Origin of the sequence: Bosea sp. (in: a-proteobacteria) (assembly GCF_023953965.1) — a bacterium.
GTDB lineage: Bacteria > Pseudomonadota > Alphaproteobacteria > Rhizobiales > Beijerinckiaceae > Allobosea.
The window spans coordinates 2,365,515-2,386,285 of record NZ_JAMLIX010000001.1 but is presented as its reverse complement, the minus strand read 5'-3'; the positions used below and the strand labels follow the sequence as shown (position 1 = coordinate 2,386,285).

The following is a 20,771-nucleotide window of genomic DNA, read 5'->3' as shown; positions in this document are numbered from 1 at the left end:
AGTTGCCGCAGTCGATCCTGCAAACCTTGGCCGCGGGAGCTTACGAATTGCTGAAACCGATTTGTGGAAATCACACCTATCTGCTGATTTTGCAGCAGAAAGCGCTCCTTTGCGTCATCCGGCCTGCACGATCACCGCATGGCGGCCGCGCGCGCCGTCCTCAGCCCCGGCCTGAGGCCGGAATCATTTCCAAAAAAGAATAAGTGATCGTCATTTTTTCCAGATTTCATAAGGAAGGTTTTCGCGGAATGGTGGCGGCAACCTGATCGGAGGACCATTCATGTCGGACACCCCCACCCTCGCCCTGCCGGCCGGCGTCGTCGTCAAGGGCGCGCTGCAGCCCCGTTTCGACGAGATCCTCACCACGGAGGCGCTCGCCTTCGTCGCCGACCTGCACCGCCGCTTCGACGAGACGCGCAAGCGCCTGCTCGCGCTGCGCACCGAGCGCCAGAAGCGCTTCGATGCCGGCGAGACCCCGGATTTCCTGGCCGAGACCAGGCCCGTGCGCGAGGGCGACTGGCGCGTCGCGCCGATCCCCGCCGATCTCCTCGACCGCCGTGTCGAGATCACCGGCCCGGTCGACCGCAAGATGATCGTCAACGCGCTGAACTCCGGCGCCAAGGTCTTCATGGCCGATTTCGAGGACGCCTCCTCGCCGGTCTGGGCCAACATGGTCGAGGGCCAGCTCAACCTGAAGGATCGCTGGGCCGGCAAGATCGACTTCACCGACCCGACGACTGGCAAGGACTACAAGCTCAAGGACAAGCCGGCGGTCCTGATCATCCGCCCGCGCGGCTGGCACCTGCCCGAGCGCCATATCGAGATCGACGGCAAGAAAGCCTCGGGCTCGCTGGTCGATTTCGGGCTTTATGTCTTCCACAACGCCAAGGCGGCGCTGGCGGCGGGCTCCGGCCCCTATTTCTACCTGCCGAAGCTGGAGAGCCATCTCGAGGCGAGGCTGTGGAACGACGTCTTCGTCGCGGCTCAAAGCGCGCTCGGCCTGAAGAACGGCACGATCAAGGCGACCGTGCTGATCGAGACCCTGCCCGCCGCCTTCGAGATGGACGAGATCCTCTACGAACTGCGCGAGCACATGGCCGGCCTCAACTGCGGCCGCTGGGACTACATCTTCTCCTTCATCAAGAAGCTCGCCCGCAACAAGGCCTATGTCCTGCCGGACCGCTCGCAGGTCGTGATGTCGAAGGCGTTCCTGCGCGCCTATTCGCTGCTGCTGATCAAGACCTGCCACAGGCGCGGCGCCTTCGCGATGGGCGGCATGGCGGCGCAGATCCCGGTCAAGAACAACCCCGAGGCCAACGCCGCCGCCTTCGCCAAGGTCAAGGCCGACAAGGAGCGCGAGGCCGGCGACGGGCATGACGGCACCTGGGTCGCCCATCCCGACCTCGTCCCCGTCGCGATGGAGGTGTTCGACCGGCTGATGCCGCAGGCCAACCAGCTCGACAAGAAGCGCGACGACGTCGACATCGGCACGAAGGACCTGCTGGAGGTCCACCAGGGCACGCGCACCGAGGAAGGCTTCCGCGAGAACATCCGCATCGGCGTGCAGTATATCGAAGCCTGGCTGCGCGGCCGCGGCGCGGTGCCGATCTACAACATGATGGAGGACGCCGCGACCGCCGAGATCAGCCGCGCCCAGATCTGGCAGTTCGTCCAGTACGGCGTCGAGCTCGACGGCAGGACCAAGGCCGACGCCGCGCTGTTCAAGCGCTGCCTGCCGGAGGAGATGGAGCGCGTGAAGGGCGAGCTCGGGCCTGAGAACTATGCCAAGGGCCGCTTCCCGGAGGCGATCGCCCTGTTCGAGACGCTGTCGCTGGCGCCGAACTTCGAGGACTTCCTCACCGTGCCGGCCTACGCCAAGCTCGGCTGAGCCGGCGCTTCACGCCGATGCGGAAAGGGCGCCGTCTCCGGACGGCGCCCTTCTGCTTTGTGGCGTGCCGCATCCGCCGCGCATTGACATACTCCCCCTCAGTACCATAGCGTGCGGCGGATCACGGGTCGACCTCTGGGCCATGCCGCACACAGCCGAGGAGAAGAAGCGTGCCGTCACGCGGCTGCGCCGGATCAGGGGGCAGGCCGACGCCCTGATCGCCGCCGTCGAGCGCGGCGACGAATGCGGCGCGCTGCTCCAGCAACTCGCGGCGCTGCGCGGCGCCGCCACCGGCCTGATGGCGGAGGTGCTCGAAAGCCATCTGCGCGAGACCACGCGGACCGACGCCACCGACAATACCAACGACGAGATCGCCGCGATCATGCGCGTGATCCGCCCCTATCTGAAATGAACGCATCCCGAAGGAAGGAACCGCCCGATGAAGACCCGTGCCGCCGTCGCCTGGGAAGCGGGCAAGCCGCTCACCATCGAAACCGTCGAGATCGGCGGGCCCAAGGCCGGCGAGGTCCTGGTCGAGGTGATGGCGACCGGCATCTGCCACACCGACGCCTACACCCTCTCGGGGCTGGATTCGGAGGGCAAGTTCCCGGCGATCCTCGGCCATGAGGGCGCCGGCATCGTGCGCGAGATCGGCGCCGGCGTGACGACGCTCAAGGTCGGCGACCACGTCATCCCGCTCTACACGCCCGAATGCCGGCAGTGCAAAAGCTGCCTGTCGCGCCGCACCAACCTCTGTACCGCGATCCGCGCGACGCAGGGGCAAGGCGTCATGCCCGACGGCACGAGCCGTTTCTCCTGCGATAGCGGCGAGGTCTTCCACTATATGGGCTGCTCGACCTTCGCGAACTTCACCGTGCTGCCCGAGATCGCGCTCGCCAAGGTCCGCGAGGACGCCCCCTTCGACAAGATCTGCTATATCGGCTGCGGGGTGACGACCGGCATCGGCGCGGTGATCTACACGGCCAAGGTCTGGCCGGGGGCGAATGTCGTGGTCTTCGGGCTCGGCGGCATCGGGCTCAACGTCATCCAGGGCGCGCGCATGGTCGGCGCCGACAAGATCATCGGCGTCGACATCAACCCGGCCAAGCAGGAAATGGCGCGCAAGTTCGGCATGACCGACTTCATCAACCCGAAGGAGGTCGGCAACGACAAGGTCGTGCAGGCGATCGTCGACCTGACCGGCGGCGGCGCCGATTTCTCCTTCGACGCCACCGGCAACACCAATGTCATGCGCCAGGCGCTGGAGTGCTGCCATCGCGGCTGGGGCGAGTCGATCATCATCGGCGTGGCCGAAGCCGGCAAGGAGATCGCGACACGCCCCTTCCAGCTCGTCACCGGCCGCGTCTGGAAGGGCACCGCCTTCGGCGGCGCGCGCGGGCGCACCGACGTGCCGAAGATCGTCGACTGGTACATGGAGGGCAAGATCAACATCGACGACCTGATCACCCACAAGCTGAAGCTGGAGGAGATCAACCACGGCTTCGACCTGATGCACGATGGCAAGTCGATCAGGAGCGTGGTGGTCTACTGAGGCGCCGTTCCAGCGCCTCATTCGGCAGGCACCACCTTTGTCATTCCGGGGCTTCGCGGCGCGCCGAACCCGGAATGACAGGCGTTCCGCCAAGACCGTTAAAAGGACCCCACCCATGGAACTGATCTCCGCCTCGAAGGCCTTCGGCGGCTCGCAGCGCGTCTATCGGCACGACAGCGCGGCTTGCGCCTGCCCGATGACCTTCGCGATCTACCTGCCGCCGCAGAGCGAGGCGGGGCCGGTTCCGCTCTTGTGGTATCTCTCGGGCCTGACCTGCAGCCACCAGAACGTCATGGACAAGGGCGAGTACCGCGCCGCGGCCGCCGCCAACGGCATCGCCATCGTCTGCCCGGATACGAGCCCACGCGGCGACGGCGTTCCCGACGAGCCCGACAACTGGCAGTTCGGCTCCGGCGCCGGCTTCTATCTCGACGCCACGCAAGCCCCCTATGCGAAGAACTACCGCATGGAGACATATGTCCGCGACGAGCTGCCGGAGCTGATCGGCCGGCATTTCCCGCTCGACATGACGCGGCAGGGCATCTTCGGCCATTCCATGGGCGGCCATGGCGCGATCACGCTCGCCCTGAAGAACCCTGAGCGCTACCGGTCCGTCTCCGCCTTCGCGCCGATCGCCCAGCCCTCGACGGCCGGCTGGTCGCAGCCCGCCTTCGAGAAATATCTCGGCCCGGACGAGGCGGCCTGGCGCGCCTATGATTCGACCCTGCTGATCGCCGACGGCCACCGTCTGCGCGACCTCCTGGTCGACCAGGGCACGGCCGACGGCTTCCTCGAGGAGGGCCTGCGCCCGCAGCTTCTCGAGGTCGCCTGCGCCGCGGCCGGCATCCCGCTCGAGCTGACGATGCGCGACGGCTACGACCACTCCTACAATTTCGTCTCGACCTTCATGGCCCAGCACATCGCCTGGCATGCCGAGCGCCTGACGGCGTAACGCCTTCCGCGGGAACGCCTACTCCTCCGGCCGCGTTGAGAGCATCATGAGCCTCGACCGGCCCGCAGAGGATGCAAGCCATGGCCAAGCGCCGCCTGCCGCACAGCGACCGCTCCTTGTTCACCCGCCTGTCGCAATGGGTCGCGCATTGGGCAGGCCGGCCGCAGACCTTCGTCGCGGCCGCGGGGCTGATCGTGCTGTGGGCGCTGTCCGGCCCGTTCTTCGGCTATGACGATAGCTGGCAGCTCGTGGTGAATACCTCGACGACCATCGTCACCTTCCTGATGGTCTTCATCATCCAGAACAGCCAGAACCGCGACACCGCGGCGATGCAGATCAAGCTCGACGAGCTGATCTGCCGGCTGGAAGGCGCCCGCGAGGAATTGCTCGACCTCGAGGAGCTCGACGAGGACAAGCTCGAGGCGATCCGCGACGAATTCGAGATGATGGCGGCCAGGGCCCGCAAGATCGCGGCCTCTGCCACGGGCGACGGCCGCCCCTCCGCCTGAACGGCGCGAAAGCGGGCTCGCCGGTTCAGTCCCCGGTAAGGTTATCTTTTAGGGTTAAGTGTCGTTTAAGAAATCGCTGGCATGGTCCTCGCCATTGGTAACACGCGCGGGCTGCGTCCTTTGAGCGCCGCGCAAACGCGAAGGACACTGCCATGGGCAGCCTGAAAACTCTCGCGCTGGCGGGCGGCCTGGCCCTCGGCGTCTCCGCCGCGGCGCAGGCAGCCGATCTCGCCTATGCCCCCCCGCCCCCGCCGCCTGAGCCGCTCGGCCTCAAGGGCACGATCTCGAGCGGCGTCTATCTGCGCGGCGATATCGGCGTGGGCGTCCAGAGCATCGGCAAATACCATCAGGACGACGTCGTGGGGTTCGGCGGCTCCTTCTTCGGCAAGAGCGACAACGCGGCCTTCTTCGCCGGGCTCGGCATCGGCTACCGCTTCAACAACTGGCTGCGCTTCGACGTCACCGGCGAATATCGCGGCGCCGGCCAGATCGGGGTGAACGACATCGTCTTCAACCCCTTCAACAACGGCTTTCAGACCAACACCTACAAGGGCAACCTGACCTCGCTGGTCACGCTGTTCAACGGCTATTTCGACCTCGGCACCTGGAACTGCCTGACGCCCTATATCGGCGCCGGCATCGGCTTCTCGCAGAACCGCATCAGCGGTCTGACCGACCAGGGCGCGCTCACCGGAAACTGGACCGGCCCGACGCTCGGCTATGCCAACAGCGGCAGCAAGACCGATCTCGCCTGGGCCCTGATGGCCGGCGTCGGCTACGAGGTGAACAAGAACCTGACGCTGGAAGCCGGCTATCGCTACCTGAACCTCGGCGACGCCCAGTCGGGCCGGCTGGTCAACGCCTTCAACGGCCAGATCCAGGCCCCGCTCAAGGCCAAGGACATCGAGAGCCACGACTTCCGCATCGGCATGCGCTGGAACTTCGGCGATCCGAACTGCTGCGGCCCGGCCGAGCCGGTCGCCTACGCCCCGCCGCCGGTCGTGCGGAAGTACTGACCGCCCGGACACCATCGAGCGACGAGACGGCGCGGGCCATCCCCGCGCCGTTTCCCGTTTCAGCGCAGCAGCGAACGCCCGGTCATCTCGGCCGGCTGCGCGAGCCCCATCAGCGCCAGCAGCGTCGGCGCGATGTCGGCGAGACGCCCGTCGGCGAGTCCCCTGGCCTCTCCGCCGATCAGCATCACCGGCACCGGATTGGTGGTGTGCGCCGTATGCGGCTTGCCCGTCTCAGGATCGACCATCAGCTCGCAATTGCCGTGATCGGCGGTGACGAGCAGTGCGCCCCCCTGCCGCCGCACGGCATCGGCGATGGCGCCGAGCCCCGCATCGACCGTCTCGACTGCCTTGATCGCGGCCGAAAGCACGCCGGTGTGCCCGACCATGTCGGGATTGGCGAAGTTGAGCACGACGAGATCGTAGCGGCCTGACCCGATCGCCTCGACCGCCTTGGCGGTAAGCTCCGGCGCCGACATCTGCGGCTGCAAATCGTAGGTCGCGACCTTGGGCGAGGGCACCATCACTCGGTCCTCGCCCGGATAAGGCGTCTCCTCGCCGCCGTTGAAGAAATAGGTGACGTGCGGGTATTTCTCGGTCTCGGCCATGCGGATCTGGCTCAGCCCCGCCTTGGCGACGGTCTCGCCCAGCCCGTTGGCGAGGGTCTGGGCTGCGAACAGCATCGGCATCACCTTGTCGAGCTCGGCGCTGTAGGAGGTCATGCTGACCGCCTTGCTAAGCTGCGGCCGCCGCGGCCGGGCGAAGCCGGCGAAATCCGGCTCCAGCACCGCCGCCAGTATCTCGCGGATGCGGTCCGAGCGGAAATTGAAGCTGAGCAGCCCGTCGCCGTCCGCCATGCCGCCATAGCCGCCGATGACGGCGGGAACGATGAACTCGTCGCCGACGCCCTGCGCATAGGCGGCGGCGATGGCGGCCTCAGCATCCGGGAAGGGGTTCCCCTGCCCGATCACCATCGCGTTCCACGCCTTCTCGACCCGCTCCCAGCGATTGTCGCGGTCCATCGCGTAGTAGCGGCCGCAGACGCTGGCGATGGTCGCGCCCGCCGGCAGCGCCGCCTCGAAGGCTTTTACGTAAGCCGCGGCCGATTGCGGCGGGGTGTCGCGCCCGTCGGTGAAGACATGCACCTTCACCGGCACGCCCTGCCCGGTCAGCAGGCGCGCCAGCGCCACCGCATGGTCCTGATGGGCATGGACGCCACCGGGCGAGACGAGGCCGAGGAGATGGCAGGCGCCGCCGCCGGCTTTGAGCCCAGCGACGAGGCCGCTCGCCTCGAGCGCCCCGGCGATCGAGCCGTCGGCGATCGCCTGGTTGATGCGCGGCAGGTCCTGCATCACCACGCGGCCCGCGCCGAGATTGAGATGGCCGACCTCGGAATTGCCCATCTGCCCCTCGGGCAGCCCGACATCGAGCCCCGAGGTGCGCAGGAAGGCGTGCGGATTCTGTGCCCAGAGCCGGTCGAAATGCGGGGTCCTCGCCAGCCTGACGGCGTTGTTCGCGCTGTCCTCGCGCCAGCCCCAGCCATCGAGGATCATCAGCATCACGGGACGAGGCGGCATCGGCTTGACCTTCGGCTTGCGTCAGGGAAAGGACGGCAGTGCCGATACCACGCACCGCGCCGCCTAGGCGAGTGCCGAGACGGCGAACGTGGCCAGGCGAGCAAAAACGCTGGCGAGCTCTGGTGTTTCGCGCCAGTCTCGCCGCGGGGTAGCCTCCGGGGGGACGAATGCCGACCGATATCGAGATCGCGCGCGACGCGACGCTTCAGCCGATTGCCGCGATCGCCGCGAAGGCGGGCATCCCCGACGAGGCTCTCCACCCCTACGGCCGCTTCATCGCCAAGGTCGACACGAAAGCCATCCCCGGCTTCCAGTCCCGACAGGACGGCAGGCTGATCCTCGTGACCGCGATCAGCCCGACGCCGGCCGGCGAAGGCAAGACCACCACGACCGTCGGCCTCGGCGACGGGCTTACCCGCATCGGCAAGCGCGCGATGATCGCGCTGCGCGAGCCTTCGCTGGGGCCGAGCTTCGGCATGAAGGGCGGCGCCGCCGGCGGCGGCTATGCCCAGGTCGTGCCGATGGAGCAGATCAATCTGCACTTCACCGGCGATTTCCACGCCATCACCAGCGCCCACAACCTGCTGGCGGCGCTGATCGACAACCATGTCTACTGGGGCAACGGGCTGAACCTCGACACCCGCACCATCGCCTGGCGGCGCGTCATGGACATGAACGACCGGGCGCTGCGCCAGATCGTCTCCTCGCTCGGCGGCCCCGCCAACGGCTTCCCGCGCGAGGACGGCTTCGACATCACCGTCGCCTCGGAGGTGATGGCGATCTTCTGCCTCGCCCGCGACGCCGAAGACCTCGCCGCGCGCCTCGGGCGCGTCGTCATCGGCCGCACGCGCGACAAGCGCCTCGTCACCGCCGCCGACCTGAAGACCACCGGCGCGATGAGCGTGCTGCTCAAGGACGCGCTGATGCCGAACCTGGTGCAGACGCTGGAGGGCACGCCGGCCTTCGTCCATGGCGGCCCCTTCGCCAACATCGCCCATGGCTGCAACTCGGTGATCGCGACGAAGGCTGCGCTGAAGCTCGCCGACTACGTCGTGACCGAGGCCGGCTTCGGGGCCGATCTCGGCGCCGAGAAGTTCTTCGACATCAAATGCCGCAAGGCCGGGCTGAAGCCCGCCGCCGCCGTTGTCGTCGCCACCGTGCGCGCCCTCAAGATGCATGGCGGCGTGCCCAAGAACGCGCTCGGCCGCGAGGATCTGAAGGCGCTGGAGGCAGGGCTTGCCAACCTCGCCCGCCATGTCGGCAACCTGCGCAAGTTCGGCGTGCCGCCGATCGTGGCGATCAACCATTTCGCGACCGACACCGAAGCCGAGCACGAGCTCATCCGCAATCATTGCCGCAACCATCTCGGCGTCGAGGCGGTGATCTGCCGGCATTGGGCTGAAGGCGGCGCCGGCACGCAGGAGCTCGCCGGCAAGGTCGCAGGCCTGGCCGACGAAGGCGAGGCCGATTTCACCCCGCTCTATCCCGATTCCATGCCGCTGCGGGAAAAATTGGAGACGATCGCGCGCGAGATCTACGGCGCCGCCGGCATCGGGGTCGATGCCCGGCTCGAGGCCCGTTTCGCCGAGCTGGAGGAGGCCGGCTTCGGCGATCTGCCGGTCTGCGTCGCCAAGACCCAGTATTCCTTCTCGGCCGATCCGGCGCTGCGCGGCGCGCCGTCGGGCCACGTCGTGCCGCTGCGCGAGCTCAGGCTCTCGGCCGGCGCCGGCTTCGTCGTCGCGATCTGCGGGGAGATCATGACCATGCCCGGCCTGCCGCGCGAGCCCGCGGCCCAGCGCATCCATATCGATGCGCGCGGACGCATCGAAGGGTTGTCCTGAGGCGATTCTCCGCCGATTCCGTTAGAGGCGTTTAAAGCTTATGCAACGGATGGCTCCCTAACCTCTCCCCGCTGCCGATTCCGGCCCGGAAACGGCTCCCACCCGCGAGGAAGGCGTTTCCGATGAGCCAGGCCGAAGCCGGTCTGCCCCGCGCGCGCAGCCTGAAGGCCAGGGTCATGGGCTGGACGCTCGCGATCCTGGTCGCGATCGCCATCCCCGCCGGCACCGCCTTCCTCTGGCTGGTCGATACCACGGTGCTGAAGCTCGGCACGCTCGTCGCGGAGAAGCAGATCCTGTTCGACCGCTATCGCGGCCTCGAGGCGCTGATGCGCGAGGTCTCGCTGGCCGAGACCGTCGCCCGCGCGCCTGCGATCGTCGACTGGGCGCAGAACGAGGCCGATCCCGAGAAGGCACGGCGCGGCCTCGCCGAGCTCGAGCACTACCGCCTCTCTTTCCGCGACCGCAGCTATTTCGCCGTCCTCGCCGGGTCCGGCAACTACTACTTCAACGACAGGGACAACAGCTACGAGCACGACCGCAAGCGCTACGCGCTCTCGCCCGACAACCCGCGCGACGGCTGGTACTACAAGACCGCGGCGCTGGGCTCCGGCTGCCATCTCAATGTCGACCACGACGACCATCTGCGCGTCACCAAGGTCTGGATCAACTGCGTCATCCGCAAGGAGGCCCGCGTCCTCGGCATTATCGGCACCGGGCTCGACCTGACGCAGTTCATCCGGGAGGTCGTCGACATCCCGCAGAACGGCGTCCAGAGCATGTTCGTCGACCGCAGCGGCGCCGTGCAGGCCCATCGCGACGCCAGCCTCGTCGATTTCCACAGCCTGACCAAGGACATCGCCGCCAAGAAGACGATCTACCAGCTCGTCGACGGCGACGCCGACCGCCGCCTGCTCGGCGAGATGTTCGCCCGCATCGGCGCCGGCGACGGCCTCGTGCAGTCGCGCTTCATGCATGTCGAGGGCAAGCGCGTGCTCGTCGGCATCGGCTATCTCGATCGCCTCGGCTGGTTCAACGTCACGGTGATGGATATCGACCGCATCATCGACCGGCGGCTGTTCTGGCCGCTCGCCCTGCTGTTCGGCGCGGTGCTGCTGGCGGCGGCGGCCTTGCTGACGATGCTGTTCAAGCGCGCGGTGCTCGACCGGCTCGCCCGTGTCGAGCAGGCGGCCCAGCGCCTGCGCGCCAACGAGTTCGGCGCCGTCCCGATCGATCCCGGCCGCGACGAGATCGGCCGGCTGTCGCAGGCCTTCGGCGAAATGGAGCACTCGATCGAGGCCAACACCGCCCGGCTCGAGGAGGCCGTGCGCGAACGCACCGAGCAGCTCGAACGGCTCGCCCATGCCGATCCGCTGACCGGCGTGTTCAACCGGCGCGGCTTCGAACGCGCCTTCGCGGCGAACCGGGCGCGGGCGCGCCGGGGCGGGCTGCTCCTGGTCGATCTCGACAATCTCAAGCCGATCAACGACCGCCACGGCCACCAGACCGGCGACGCCGTGATCGTCGCGCTCGCCCGGCGCATGACGGCGCTGCTCTGCGACGGCGACATCTGCGCCCGCTGGGGCGGCGACGAGTTCATCCTGCTCCTGGACGATATCGGGCCCGACGAATTGCCGGCGGTTTCCGCCAGGATCGTCGCCGCCGCCGCGCAATCCCCCGTCGCGCTCGACGACGGCGCATCCGTCGCGATCGGCATCAGCGTCGGCGCGACGCTGCTCGAGCCGCAGGACACGCTGGCCGCCGCGACCAGGCGCGCGGACGAAGCGCTCTATGCCGCCAAGCGCGCCGGCCGCAACGGCTTTTACGTCAGCCCGCCGGCGGATATCCCGATGCTGCGGCGCAGCCGCGCCTGACTGGCGGCGGCCTCAGGCCGCGGCCTTCGTCACCGCCTCGACGACATCGTCGACCGCGCGCGCGACCAGGTCGCGGTCGTCGCCCTCGGCCATGACGCGGATCACCGGCTCGGTGCCGGAGGGGCGGATGACGAGGCGCCCGCCCTCGCCGAGGAGCTGCTTGGCCGCCTCGATCGCGCTGACCACCGGCTTCTCCTCGAGCGGGCGGCCCTTCCTGTAGCGCACGTTCTTCAGGATCTGCGGCAGCGGCTCGAAGCAGTGGCAGACCTCGGAGACCGGCTTGTCCATCCGCTTCACCACGGCAAGCAGCTGCAGCGCCGCGACGAGCCCGTCGCCGGTCGTGCCGAAATCCGACAGGATGATGTGGCCGGACTGCTCCCCGCCCAGGTTGAAGCCGTGGTTGCGCATGTGCTCCAGCACATAGCGGTCGCCGACAGCGGTGCGCGCCAGCGTGAGGCCAAGGCCCGCCAGATAGCGCTCCAGCCCGAGATTGGACATGATCGTCGCGACGATGCCCGGCGCCGAGAGCCGGCCGTCCTCCAGCCAGGAGCGCGCGATCACCGCCATGAGCTGGTCGCCATCGACGATCTGCCCGTGCTCGTCGACCACCAGCACGCGGTCGGCATCGCCGTCGAGCGCGATGCCGATATCGGCGCGCAGCTCCCTGACCTTCGCCACCAGCGTGGAAGGATGGGTCGAGCCGACATCGCGGTTGATGTTGAAGCCGTCCGGCTCGTCGCCGATGGTGATGACCTCCGCCCCCAGCTCCCACAGCGCCTGCGGCGCCACCTTGTAGGCGGCGCCGTTGGCGCAATCGAGCACGATGCGCAGGCCTTCCAGGCTCATGTTGCGCGGCATGGTGCGCTTGGCGAACTCGACATAGCGCGCATCGGCGCTGTCGATGCGCTTGGCCCGGCCGAGCTTCGGCGCGCCCGAGAGGCGCGACGTCAGGTCGGCGTCGATCAGAGCCTCGATCTCGCGCTCGACCTCGTCGTTGAGCTTGTAGCCGTCCGGCCCGAACAGCTTGATGCCGTTGTCCTCATAGGCGTTGTGCGAGGCGGAGATCATCACGCCGAGATCGGCGCGCATCGAGCGCGTCAGCATGGCGACCGCCGGCGTCGGCATCGGGCCGAGCAGCATCACGTCCATGCCGACCGCGGTGAAGCCCGCGACCATGGCGTACTCGATCATGTAGCCGGAAAGCCGCGTATCCTTGCCGATCACCACGCGGTGGCGGTGCTCGCCGCGGCGGAAGGCGAGGCCTGTCGCCTGCCCGACCTTCAAGGCGAGGTCGGGCGTGATGACGCCGTTCGCCCGCCCGCGAATGCCGTCCGTTCCGAAATATTTGCGCGTCATCGTGATGGGGTTCCAAGCGCCGGGCCGCGCCCGGTTTCGGGCGTTCTATAACCAAAAAACCTTTCCGCCTTCTCACGAATTATGACGGAGCGTGAAAACGGGAGCAGGTGAGCCGCCGAACCAACGAAAAAGGGCGGCCTCGCGGCCGCCCTTCGTCATTCCATCCGCCGGGCTCACGCCTGCGGCTGCGGCTCCATGCCGGCATCCGGCTCACCGCGCTTGCGGCCCTTGCCGGCGCTGGGCACGGCCGAGCCGCGCGGGGCGTGCGGCATGTCGTCGAGATCGCGCGAGGGGCGCTTGCCCGCGATCAGGTCGCGGATCTCCTCGCCCGTCAGCGTCTCGAACTCGAGCAGCGCCTCGGCCACCTGCACGAACTCCTCATGGTGCTCGGTCAGGATCGTCTTGGCCGCGGCATAGCCCTCGTCGACGAGGCGCTTGACCTCGGCGTCGATCTTCTGCGCGGTCGCCTCGGAAAGCGACTGGCTGCGGCCCATCGACATGCCGAGGAAGACCTCCTCCTGGTTGTCGCCATAGGCGACCATGCCGAGCTCGTCCGAATAGCCCATCTGGGTGACCATGGCCTTGGCCATCTTGGTCGCCTGCTGGATGTCGCCGGTGGCGCCGGAGGTGATGTTCTCCTTGCCGAAGGTGATCTCCTCCGCCACGCGCCCGCCCATGGCGACCGCGAGCTGCGAGGTGAACTCCTTGTACTTCATCGAGTAGCGGTCGCCCTCCGGCAGGAACTTGACCATGCCGAGCGCGCGCCCGCGCGGGATGATCGTCGCCTTGTGCACCGGCACGCCGGCCGGAACATACAGGCCGACGATGGCATGGCCCGCCTCGTGATAGGCGGTGAGCTTCTTCTCCTCCTCGGACATCGCCATCGACTTGCGCTCGGCGCCCATCATGACCTTGTCCTTGGCGTCCTCGAACTCGGCATGGGTGACCATGCGCTTGCCGCGCCGGGCCGCCAGAAGCGCCGCCTCGTTGACGAGGTTCATCAGGTCGGCGCCGGAGAAGCCGGGCGTGCCGCGGGCGAGGATCTTGAGGTCGACGTCCGGCGCCATCGGCACCTTGCGGACATGGACCTTGAGGATCTTCTCGCGCCCGGCGACATCCGGGTTCGGCACGACGATCTGGCGGTCGAAGCGGCCCGGCCGCAGCAATGCCGGGTCGAGCACGTCGGGCCGGTTGGTCGCGGCGATGATGATCACGCCCTCGTTCGGCTCGAAGCCGTCCATCTCGACCAGAAGCTGGTTCAGCGTCTGCTCGCGCTCGTCGTTGCCGCCGCCGAGGCCGGCGCCGCGATGGCGGCCGACCGCGTCGATCTCGTCGATGAAGATGATGCAGGGCGCGTTCTTCTTGGCCTGCTCGAACATGTCGCGGACGCGGCTCGCGCCGACGCCGACGAACATCTCGACGAAGTCGGAGCCGGAGATGGTGAAGAACGGCACGTTCGCCTCGCCTGCGACGGCGCGCGCGGTGAGCGTCTTGCCGGTGCCGGGCGGGCCGACCAGCAGCACGCCGCGCGGGATGCGCCCGCCGAGCCGCTGGAACTTCTGCGGATCGCGCAGGAACTCGACGATCTCCTGCAGGTCTTCCTTGGCCTCGTCGATGCCGGCGACGTCCTCGAAAGTGACGCGGCCATGCGCCTCGGTCAAAAGCTTGGCCTTGGACTTTCCGAAGCCCATGGCCCGCCCGGCGCCGTTCTGCATCTGGCGGGACATGAAGATCCACAGCCCGATGAAGATGACGAAGGGCAGCGAATTGACCAGGAGCGCCATGAACCAGGGCGTGCCCTCGGAAGGCGCCCGCGCCGAGACCTGCACGCCCTTCTGGGCCATGGTCTTCAGCAGGCTCGGATCGCCATAGGGCGCATAGGTCACGAAGCTGCGACCGTCCGAGAAGGAGCCGGAGATTTCCTGGCCCGACACGACGACGTTGGAGACGCGCCCGGCCTCGGCCTCGTTGATCAGCTGGCTATAGGGGATTTCATTGCTGCTCTGGCGTTGGCTCGGGCTCTGGAACAGAGTGACGAGCGCGAGCACCAGCAGGAAGATCACCACCCAGAGGGCGAAATTGCGAAAATTCGGATTCATTCCCAGTCCGATCGGGCCCGCCGGACCAACCGGATGAGCCTAGAGTTTCCCGACTACCAATTTAGGTGGCGCCTGCGCCCTTGCCAAGGGAAACCGGTGACGCGGCGGCACTATGGCGGAGAAGAGTGAACGCCGCGTCTGCGCCGCCCCTCGCCGGCGAGCACCAGGACGCCGTCGCGGCCGAGCGACAGGAGGCAGCCGGAGAGCGTCCGCCGCAGGGAAAGCCCGGCGCGCGCCGCCGCCAGCAGGGCCTCCCCGCAATCCTCCAGCCGCTCGAGCCGGCCATGGCTCCCGCCACCCGGCACGGCCGCATCGAGCGCCAGCGCCAGAACCCTGAGCACGATCTCCTCCGGCTCCTTGGCCAGCGCGGAAAAGCGCAGGCGCAAGCGCCCGTCCGCGGCACCTTCCGCCACCTCGGCCAGAATCTCGCGCGCCCGCCGTGCGGCAGCCTCGTCCAGCCGCGCCAGCCGCCCGGCCAGCCGCCCGAGCCGTTCCGCCGTCAGCCCCTGCTCCGCCAGAACCGGCATCGCCTCGCGCCAGCGCACCCGTTCGAAGCGCCGGTCGCTGTTGCTCGGATCGGCGACGAAGGGCAATCGCCACGCCTGCGCCGTCGCGACGAGCCGCGCCTTCGAGAACCCGATGAGCGGCCGCGCCAGCGCGACGCCCCCGACTTCGCCGCGCCGGCGCATACCGGCGAGGCCGGACGGGCCCGAGCCGTGGCTGAGCCGCATCAGCAGGGTCTCGGCCTGGTCGTCCAGCGTATGCGCCGTCACCAGCGTGGCGCCGCCGAGCCGCCTCGCCTCGTCCGCGAGCAGCGCGTAACGGGCGCCGCGCGCCCGCGCCTGCACGCCGCTCACCGGCTTCGTCCCTTCCCAGCGCAGGATCGCATGGCCGACGCCGAGCCGCGCGCAGAGCGCCGCGACCGCAGCAGCCTCCCCGGCCGATTCGGGCCGCAAGCCGTGATCGACCGTCGCGGCATGGAGCGGCGGCCGGCCCGACCCTTGCGCCCACTCGGCCAGAAGCGCGAGCAGCGCCACCGAATCGGGGCCGCCGGACACCGCGGCGAGCAGGGCCGCCTCATCGGCCAGCACCGCGAAGGCGGCAGCGGCCTCCTCGGGCGTGACCGCAGCCGCGCTCAAGCGCAGCCGGAGCGGCGGCGTTCGCGCGCCATCCCCTGGCGCACGGCGTTGGAGGCGGCAGGGTAGTCGACGCCGAGCTTGGCATAGGTGGCGCAGGCCTGCTCCTTGGCGCCGAGCCCGTTGAGGGACATGCCGAGCTTGAGCAGGCTGTCGGGCGCCTTGGCCGCCTTCGGCGAGCCTTGCGTGATCTTCAGGAACTGCTCGGCCGCCTCGCGATAGCGCTGGCGCTGGAGATAGCTCTCGCCGAGCCAATAGGTCGCGTCGACCGCCTGCCGGTCGCGCGGATAGCTCTGCAGGAACTGGCGGAAGCCCATCTCGGCCTGCTCGTATTCCTTGCGCTGGAGCGAAGCCAGGGCGAGGTCATAGGCTTCCTTGGCGCCCTGCGGGCCGCTGGCGGCGGCGACGCTCGGGCCGCGCGGCGCGCCCGGCGGCAAGCCGCCCTGCGGCACCGGGCGCCCGACGCCCTGCAGGTCGAGGGGCTGGCCCGTGGCGGGGCCGCCGGCATCCTCCTCGTCGATGATCCCGGCGATGCCGCCGCCAAGCGGCTGGGGCGCGCCGGCCGCGCCGTGCTGCATCGTCGGATCGAAGGCATCGCCGCGCCGCTGCCGCTGCTGCGGCGGGACGCCGGCGGGCGGCGTGGCCGTGCCGGCGCGCCCGCCCTTCTCGTTCAGGCGGAAATCGACATCCTCCTGGAACTTGCGGAGCTGCTCGGTAAGGCGCCGGTTCTCGAACTGGAGCTGCTCGATCTGGCCGGACAACTGGCGCAGCTGGTTCTCGAGCCGGGTCGTGCGGACGAGCAGGTCGGCGGGATCCTGCGCCCGGACGGGCGCTGTGCCGCCGGCGAGCGCGGCGGCCAGGACGAGCGCGGCCAGCCCCGGACGGGAGAGATGGCGGGCCAGGAGAGAACGAAGCATCGCTGAAACCGGTTTCCTTAGCCTATCGTGCGCCCGTGTATAACACCTGCTCACCACGGCCAAAATATGAACGCCCTCATGGCCGGCCCGCACGCAAAACACCACTGGCGCTTTGGCGGCGGCTTCCCTACATTGGCGATGCGGGGCTGCCTGGTGCGTGAGAGACAGCATTCCCCGGGCCCATACGACTCCCAAGGGAGCTGTCCCTGACCGGATCCATCGGAACCGGACACACGGCGCCCACCTACTTCAGTAGGTGTCCCGGGATTCGAAACTCCACGGCCGAGGTGGCTCCGCAGCCCTCATGACGACGACACCCGCTCCAGACAAGGCGATGCTCCGCGCCGGGGCGCTCGCCCGCCGCGATGCGCTCGACCGAGACAGCCGCCTCGCCTGGGATCGCGACATCGCCGCGCGCGTGCTCGCCCTGCCGGTCTGGGCCGGCGCGGCCGGCCCGGTCTCGGCCTATTGGCCGATGCGCTCCGAGGCCGATCCCCGTCCGATCCTCGAAGCCCTGGACGGCCTGCCGCTCTGCCTGCCCGCGATCACCGGCGGGCGCATGGTCTTCCGGCGCTGGGCGCCGGGCCGGCCGCTGGTGCCGGGCGGCTTCGGCACGTCCGTCCCCGCCCACGACGAGCCGGAGCTCGCACCGGCGATCCTGATCGTCCCGCTCGCCGCCTTCGACCGGCGCGGCTACCGCATCGGCTACGGCCGCGGCTATTACGATCGGGCGCTCACCGAACTCGGCCCGACGCTAAGCATCGGCATCGGCTATGCGGCGCAGGAGGTCGACGCCGTGCCCGAAGAGCCGCACGACCGGCCCCTCGACTGGATCGCGACCGAGCGCGAGGCGATTCCATGCGGTTGATTCGCGCCGGTTTTCGCGTCACGGAGAAGGCAAGCCAGCCTCCGGATTCCCTCCATGCGTCTTCTCTTCCTCGGTGACATCGTCGGCCGCCCCGGCCGGATCGCGGTTCAGGAGCGCCTGCCCGCGCTGCGCGAGGCGTGGCGGCTCGACTGCGTCGTCATCAACGGCGAGAATTCCGCCGGCGGCTTCGGCATCACCGAGGCGATCTGCGACGAGATCCTTGCCGCCGGGGCCGATGTCGTGACGCTCGGCAACCATTCCTGGGACCAGCGCGAGGCGCTCGTCTTCATCGAGCGGCAGGACCGGCTGATCCGCCCCGCCAATTACCCGCCCGGCACGCCCGGCCGCGGCGCCGCCGTGATCGAGGCCAGGAACGGCGCCCGCGTCCTCGTCGTCAACGTCATGGGCCGGCTGTTCATGGACCCGCTCGACGACCCCTTCGCGGCGATCGAGCGCGAGCTTGCCGCCTGCCCGCTCGGCGCGGTGGCCGACGCCGTCATCGTCGACGTCCATGCCGAGGCGACCAGCGAGAAGCAGGCCATGGCCTATTTCCTCGACGGCCGCGCGAGCCTCGTCGTCGGCACCCACACCCATGCGCCGACCGCCGACACCCGCATCCTGCCGGCCGGCACCGCCTACCAGTCCGATGCCGGCATGTGCGGCGACTATGATTCCGTGCTCGGCATGCAGAAGGACGAGCCGGTGCGCCGCTTCCTCCAGAAGGTGCCGGGCGTCAGGCTCGAACCGGCGACGGGCGAAGGCACGCTGTCGGGCGTGGCGGTCGAGATCGACGATGCGACCGGGCTCGCGAGCGCGGTCTGGGCCGTGCGCATCGGCCCGCATCTGAGCGAGGCGCTGCCGACGGGCTGGATTTCCTGACGAAGCCCTGCCCCGGCTTGCGCGTGCGCGGCGCCGGCGCCTATAAGGCCGCCTTCCAGCAGTTTTGCCGCAACCTTCGAAGGTAACGAGCTCCCATGGCCGGCCATTCCCAGTTCAAGAACATCATGCACCGCAAGGGCAAGCAGGATGCGGTGCGCTCCAAGCTGTTCTCGAAACTGGCCCGTGAAATCACCGTCGCCGCCAAGATGGGCATGCCCGATCCCAACATGAATCCGCGCCTGCGCATGGCGGTTATCGCCGCCCGCGCCGAGAACATGCCGAAGGACAATATCGAGCGCGCCATCAAGAAGGCGATGGGCGGCGAGGGCGAGAACTACGACGAGGTCCGCTACGAGGGCTACGGCCCCGGCGGCGCCGCCGTCATCGTCGAGGCGCTGACCGACAACCGCAACCGCACCGCTTCCGCCGTACGCTCCTACTTCACCAAGGCGGGCGGGGCGCTGGGCGAGAGCAACTCCGTCTCCTTCATGTTCAACCGCGTCGGCGAGATCGGCTATCCGCCCGAGGCCGGCGACGCCGACACGGTGATGGAGGCGGCGATCGAGGCCGGTGCCGACGACGTGATCTCCGACGAGAACGGCCACGTCATCCTGTGCGCCTTCGATGCCCTGAACGAAGTCTCCAAGGCGCTGGAAGCGGCGCTGGGCGCTCCGGCCTCGGCCAAGCCGGTCTGGCGGCCGACGACGGCGGCCCCGCTCGACGAGGACAAGGCCGCCTCGATGATGAAGCTGATGGAAGCGCTCGACAATGACGACGACGTCCAGAACGTCTTCGCCAATTTCGAGATCGCCGACGAGATCATGGCCAAGCTCGGCGTCTGACCGTCGTCACCGCCCGATCAGCCTGTCCCATAGCGGCAGGCTGACGAACGCGCTCAGGAAGATCACCAGATAGGCCACGCGCCGGAAGCCCGCCTCCGAGGCGCGGCGGAAGCCGTGCGTGCCGGCCCACAGCCCGGCGCCGTAGATGAGGGAGAGCGGCAGCGCCATCATCAGCGCGCCACCGGTGAGGATGCCCTTCCACCACAGGATCACGCCGGCGATCACGGTCGAGGCGCCGAAGAAGGTCTGCAGATTGGCGCGGGCCATGTGCCGGTCGTTGCGCTGCGCGCCGAGCCAGAACACCGCCAGCGGAACGCCGCCGATCGAGGCCATGCCGTTGCACAGGCCCGACAGCGCGCCGACGCCCAGCGAAAGCGGAACCGTCGGCCGCCCGTGATAGCGCCAGCCGGAGGCGATCAAGGCCACCGCCAGGAGCACGAGCAGGGCGAGCACCCAGCGCATCGTCTCGCGGTCGAGCCAGATCAGGAGCCAGATTCCCACCGGCAGCGCCAGCGTCGCGGTCAGGAGCAGCGGCAGGATCTCGCGCCATTCGGCCCGCCTTGCGCTATAGGCCGCGATCGGCAGCGCGAAGGGCAGATCGACGAACCAGATCAGTCCCAGCGCCGCCACCGGCCCCAGCACGATCGAGGCCAGCGGCATGAACACCATGGCGAAACCAAAGCCGGTGAAGCCGCGCACCAGCCCGCCGAGCAGGGTCGCCGCCACAAGGGCGGCGATGCCGCCGGCCGCCAGCCCCGGCATGAAGAAAGACAGATCGAAGGACATGAAGCCGGCGCGAGGAGGGACGATGCGGCAGGCGCTGCCGCCGGGCCGCAGGAAGAACAGTTTTCCCTTTCGATGGCAAGGACGAGAAGAATTCATCTGCGTATGCGTTCGCACGGGACAAAGACGAAACATCCGCTAGTTTGAGCGCGTCATGGCATCCGCGATTCGCATCCTCGGCATCGACCCCGGCCTGCGCAGGACCGGCTGGGGCGTCATCGTCTCGGAAGGCAGCAAGCTTTCCTTCGTCGCCTGCGGCTGCGTCGAGAGCGAAGGGGCGCTGCCGCTCGGCCGGCGGCTGCGGCAATTGCACGAGGGGTTGCACGCGGTCATCGCCGCGCATCGCCCGCTGGAGGTCGCCGTCGAGGAGACCTTCGTCAACCGCGACCCGCAATCGGCGCTGAAGCTCGGCCAGGCGCGGGGCATCGCGCTGGTCGTGCCCGCGCTCGCCGGGCTCGATGTCGCCGAATATGCCGCCAACCTCGTCAAGAAGACCGTGGTCGGCGTCGGCCATGCCGACAAGAAGCAGGTACAGGCGATGATCAAGGTGCTGCTGCCCCGGGCCGAGACCGGCTCGGCCGATGCGGCGGACGCGCTCGCCGTCGCGATCTGCCACGCCCAGCATCGCGGCATGAAGGCGCTGGTCGCCGGGATGCGGGCGGCGGAATGAGCGAGACGACGGAGAGAA

The 20,771-nt window shown here is 68.7% G+C and carries 18 protein-coding genes and 1 other RNA gene; 13 read left to right on the top strand and 6 right to left on the bottom strand.

Translation table 11 applies throughout. From position 1 onward, the window contains the following. The first annotated feature begins 280 nt into the window (after positions 1-280). From aceB to M9917_RS11005, 6 genes are all read left to right on the top strand, one after another. Positions 281-1,888 (top strand): malate synthase A, encoded by a 1,608-nt coding sequence (aceB, locus tag M9917_RS11030; protein ID WP_297253607.1) that lies wholly within the window; start codon positions 281-283, stop codon positions 1,886-1,888. A gap of 142 nt (positions 1,889-2,030) precedes the next feature. Continuing rightward, positions 2,031-2,300 (top strand): metal-sensing transcriptional repressor, encoded by a 270-nt coding sequence (locus tag M9917_RS11025; RefSeq protein WP_297253605.1) that lies wholly within the window; start codon positions 2,031-2,033, stop codon positions 2,298-2,300. Between the two features lie 27 nt (positions 2,301-2,327). Continuing rightward, positions 2,328-3,440, top strand: coding sequence for an S-(hydroxymethyl)glutathione dehydrogenase/class III alcohol dehydrogenase (locus tag M9917_RS11020; protein WP_297253603.1), 1,113 nt, complete (start codon positions 2,328-2,330; stop codon positions 3,438-3,440). A gap of 115 nt (positions 3,441-3,555) precedes the next feature. Beyond that, the gene (gene fghA, locus M9917_RS11015; RefSeq protein WP_297253601.1) at positions 3,556-4,392 is read left to right on the top strand and encodes an S-formylglutathione hydrolase; all 837 of its coding nucleotides are present in this window, start codon (positions 3,556-3,558) and stop codon (positions 4,390-4,392) included. Between the two features lie 80 nt (positions 4,393-4,472). Next, on the top strand, positions 4,473-4,901 hold the full coding sequence (locus tag M9917_RS11010; RefSeq protein ID WP_297253599.1) for a low affinity iron permease family protein: 429 nt from the start codon (positions 4,473-4,475) through the stop codon (positions 4,899-4,901). Between the two features lie 152 nt (positions 4,902-5,053). After that, on the top strand, positions 5,054-5,917 hold the full coding sequence (locus tag M9917_RS11005; RefSeq protein WP_297253598.1) for an outer membrane protein: 864 nt from the start codon (positions 5,054-5,056) through the stop codon (positions 5,915-5,917). 59 nt (positions 5,918-5,976) lie between these two features. Here the strand turns inward: M9917_RS11005 and gpmI are convergent, their stop codons facing one another. Further along, positions 5,977-7,491 carry a 2,3-bisphosphoglycerate-independent phosphoglycerate mutase gene (gene gpmI / locus M9917_RS11000; protein ID WP_297253597.1) on the bottom strand — a complete coding sequence of 505 codons (1,515 nt, stop codon included), beginning with the start codon at positions 7,489-7,491 and terminating at the stop codon, positions 5,977-5,979. A gap of 167 nt (positions 7,492-7,658) precedes the next feature. On the opposite strand from gpmI, the gene M9917_RS10995 reads away from it, so the two are divergent. Together M9917_RS10995 and M9917_RS10990 are read left to right on the top strand one after the other, a co-directional pair. Beyond that, complete coding sequence (locus tag M9917_RS10995) at positions 7,659-9,332, top strand: formate--tetrahydrofolate ligase (RefSeq protein ID WP_297253596.1); 1,674 nt, start codon at positions 7,659-7,661, stop codon at positions 9,330-9,332. A 122-nt stretch (positions 9,333-9,454) separates the two neighbouring features. Next, positions 9,455-11,203 (top strand): sensor domain-containing diguanylate cyclase, encoded by a 1,749-nt coding sequence (locus M9917_RS10990; RefSeq protein ID WP_297253595.1) that lies wholly within the window; start codon positions 9,455-9,457, stop codon positions 11,201-11,203. Positions 11,204-11,215: 12 nt separating this feature from the next. On the opposite strand, the gene glmM is transcribed toward M9917_RS10990, so the two are convergent. The 4 genes from glmM to ybgF form a co-directional block, all read right to left on the bottom strand. After that, positions 11,216-12,559, bottom strand: a complete 1,344-nt coding sequence (glmM, locus tag M9917_RS10985) for a phosphoglucosamine mutase (protein WP_297253594.1) — start codon at positions 12,557-12,559, stop codon at positions 11,216-11,218. A 173-nt stretch (positions 12,560-12,732) separates the two neighbouring features. Further along, positions 12,733-14,658, bottom strand: a complete 1,926-nt coding sequence (ftsH, locus tag M9917_RS10980) for an ATP-dependent zinc metalloprotease FtsH (RefSeq protein WP_297253593.1) — start codon at positions 14,656-14,658, stop codon at positions 12,733-12,735. Between the two features lie 110 nt (positions 14,659-14,768). Continuing rightward, entirely contained in the window at positions 14,769-15,797 is a 1,029-nt protein-coding gene (gene tilS / locus M9917_RS10975) for a tRNA lysidine(34) synthetase TilS (protein WP_297253592.1), read from the bottom strand. Continuing rightward, positions 15,794-16,711 (bottom strand): tol-pal system protein YbgF, encoded by a 918-nt coding sequence (gene ybgF, locus M9917_RS10970; protein WP_297253591.1) that lies wholly within the window; start codon positions 16,709-16,711, stop codon positions 15,794-15,796. Before ybgF ends, tilS begins: the two co-directional genes overlap by 4 nt. Before the next feature lie 140 nt (positions 16,712-16,851). Between ybgF and ssrS the strand changes: the two genes are divergently transcribed. From ssrS to M9917_RS10950, 4 genes are all read left to right on the top strand, one after another. Next, positions 16,852-17,009, top strand: a non-coding RNA gene (gene ssrS / locus M9917_RS10965) — 6S RNA. Between the two features lie 6 nt (positions 17,010-17,015). After that, positions 17,016-17,579: a 5-formyltetrahydrofolate cyclo-ligase gene (locus tag M9917_RS10960; RefSeq protein WP_297253590.1), complete on the top strand. Its 564-nt coding sequence runs from the start codon at positions 17,016-17,018 to the stop codon at positions 17,577-17,579. A gap of 54 nt (positions 17,580-17,633) precedes the next feature. Beyond that, the gene (locus M9917_RS10955; RefSeq protein ID WP_297253589.1) at positions 17,634-18,458 is read left to right on the top strand and encodes a TIGR00282 family metallophosphoesterase; all 825 of its coding nucleotides are present in this window, start codon (positions 17,634-17,636) and stop codon (positions 18,456-18,458) included. Between the two features lie 95 nt (positions 18,459-18,553). Beyond that, positions 18,554-19,300 (top strand): YebC/PmpR family DNA-binding transcriptional regulator, encoded by a 747-nt coding sequence (locus M9917_RS10950; RefSeq protein ID WP_297253588.1) that lies wholly within the window; start codon positions 18,554-18,556, stop codon positions 19,298-19,300. Between the two features lie 6 nt (positions 19,301-19,306). On the opposite strand, the gene M9917_RS10945 is transcribed toward M9917_RS10950, so the two are convergent. After that, positions 19,307-20,086 carry a sulfite exporter TauE/SafE family protein gene (locus M9917_RS10945; protein ID WP_297253587.1) on the bottom strand — a complete coding sequence of 260 codons (780 nt, stop codon included), beginning with the start codon at positions 20,084-20,086 and terminating at the stop codon, positions 19,307-19,309. 151 nt (positions 20,087-20,237) lie between these two features. On the opposite strand from M9917_RS10945, the gene ruvC reads away from it, so the two are divergent. Beyond that, complete coding sequence (gene ruvC / locus M9917_RS10940) at positions 20,238-20,753, top strand: crossover junction endodeoxyribonuclease RuvC (protein WP_297253586.1); 516 nt, start codon at positions 20,238-20,240, stop codon at positions 20,751-20,753. Positions 20,754-20,771 lie beyond the last annotated feature (18 nt).